Genomic DNA, 2,351 nt, shown 5'->3' with positions numbered 1-2,351 from the left:
GTTATAGTGCGTGTAGGCGAAAAAGGTGAGCGTATGCCTCTTACTATTGCTGAGGCAGATCCTGTAAAAGGTACAATTACTTTAGTTGTACAGAAAGTGGGATTGTCTTCAACTCGTCTGTGTGAACTGAATGAGGGAGATTATATTAATGACGTTGTAGGACCTCTTGGCAAGGCGACACATATTGAAAATTTCGGTACTGTAGTTTGTGCCGGAGGTGGAGTAGGTGTTGCTCCTATGCTTCCTATCGTTCAGGCTCTTAAGGCAGCCGGAAACAGAGTGATTACTGTACTTGCCGGACGTTCAAAAGAACTTATTATTCTTGAAAAAGAAATGCGTGCAAGTTCTGATGAAGTAATAATCATGACTGATGACGGTTCATATGGAAAGAAAGGTTTGGTAACTGAAGGTATAGAAGAGGTTATCAAGCGTGAGAAGGTGGATAAATGTTTTGCCATCGGTCCTGCCATAATGATGAAGTTCGTTTGTCTGCTCACAAAGAAATATGAGATTCCTACAGATGTATCTTTGAATACTATAATGGTGGACGGTACAGGTATGTGTGGTGCTTGCCGTATCACTGTCGGTGGTAAGACTAAGTTCGTTTGTGTGGATGGTCCTGAATTTGATGGCCATCAGGTGGATTTCGATGAAATGCTGAAACGTATGGGAGCATTCAAGGAAATCGAAGTAGAAGAAATCCACAAACTTGATCCTAAACCGGATACATGCGAAGCTGTAAAACCGGCTGACGACCGTTCTGCACAGTGGCGTGAAGAATTGCGTAAAAGTATTAAGCCAAAGGAACGTACTCTTATCCCACGCGTTCATATGAACGAACTTGATCCTGAATATCGTTCACACAGCCGTAAGGAAGAGGTAAATCTTGGTCTTAACGAAGAACAGGCTCTTACAGAAGCAAAACGTTGTCTTGACTGTGCAAATCCTTCATGTATGGAGGGCTGTCCGGTAGGAATTAATATACCGACATTTATAAAGAATATCGAACGCGGTGAATTCCTTGAAGCGGCACGTGTGTTGAAACAGACAAGTGCACTTCCGGCTGTTTGCGGACGTGTTTGTCCACAGGAAAAACAGTGTGAGTCTAAGTGTATCCATCTGAAAATGGGTCATGAAGCTGTTGCTATCGGTTATCTGGAACGCTTCGCTGCCGACTATGAACGTGAAAGCGGACAAATCTCTGTTCCTGAGATAGCAGAAAAGAAAGGTATCAAAGTTGCTGTAGTTGGTTCTGGCCCTGCAGGACTTTCATTTGCCGGCGATATGGCCAAGATGGGTTATGACGTAACAGTATTCGACGCATTGCACGAAATCGGTGGTGTATTGAAATACGGTATTCCTGAATTCCGTCTGCCTAATAAAATTGTTGATGTAGAGATTGACAACCTGTCTAAGATGGGAGTAAAATTCGTGAAAGACTGTATCATCGGTAAGACTGTAAGCGTTGAAGATCTTGAGAATGAAGGATTCAAGGGGGTATTTGTTGCTTCAGGTGCCGGACTTCCTAACTTTATGAATATCCCAGGAGAGAACTCTATCAATATTATGTCTTCAAATGAGTATCTTACTCGAGTAAATCTGATGGATGCTGCAAGCGAAGATTCTGATACTCCTGTCACATTTGGTAAGCGTGTAGCCGTAATAGGTGGCGGTAACACTGCTATGGACTCTGTCCGTACAGCACGTCGTCTTGGTGCGGAAAAGGCGATGATTATCTACCGTCGTTCCGAAGCTGAAATGCCTGCTCGTCTTGAAGAAGTTAAACATGCCAAGGAAGAAGGGGTTGAATTCCTTACATTGTATAACCCTATCGAATATATTGCAGATGAAAAAGGACGTGTAAAACAGGTTGTTCTTCAGAAAATGGAACTTGGAGAACCTGATGCTTCAGGCCGTCGCAGTCCTGTTGCCATACCGGGTGCAATAGAAACAATAGACATAGATATGGCTATCGTCAGTGTAGGTGTATCTCCTAACCCAATCGTTCCTAATTCTATTCCGGGACTTGAACTCGGACGTAAAGGTACAATAGCTGTAAATGAAGATATGCAGTCTTCTATTCCTACTATATATGCCGGTGGTGATATTGTTCGTGGTGGTGCTACTGTAATCCTTGCTATGGGTGACGGTCGTCGTGCTGCAGCTGCTATGGACAAACAGTTAAGTGGCAAATAATGTTTTAAAAGTATTTGCAAAGTGTTTTAAAAAGCTTTGCAAATACAATAATTCCTCAACAAAACAATGGGAGACGGATTTTTGATGTCCGGCTCCCATTGTTTTGTATGCTCGGCATGAGTATTAGCTAACGGGTGCAAGTCCCCAATGAGCCC

At 43.0% G+C, this 2,351-nt stretch carries 1 protein-coding gene; it reads left to right on the top strand.

Annotated features, from left to right (window positions below; all coding sequences use genetic code 11):
* The coding region (locus QZ379_RS12605; protein ID WP_291565483.1) for a bifunctional dihydroorotate dehydrogenase B NAD binding subunit/NADPH-dependent glutamate synthase at window positions 1-2,196 on the top strand (2,196 nt) is incomplete at its 5' end.
* Window positions 2,197-2,351 lie beyond the last annotated feature (155 nt).

It is taken from the genome of Bacteroides sp., assembly GCF_019417265.1.
Taxonomy (GTDB): domain Bacteria; phylum Bacteroidota; class Bacteroidia; order Bacteroidales; family Bacteroidaceae; genus Phocaeicola.
The sequence above is the reverse complement of the archived record's forward strand: the minus strand, read 5'-3'. Positions and strand labels throughout refer to the sequence as shown.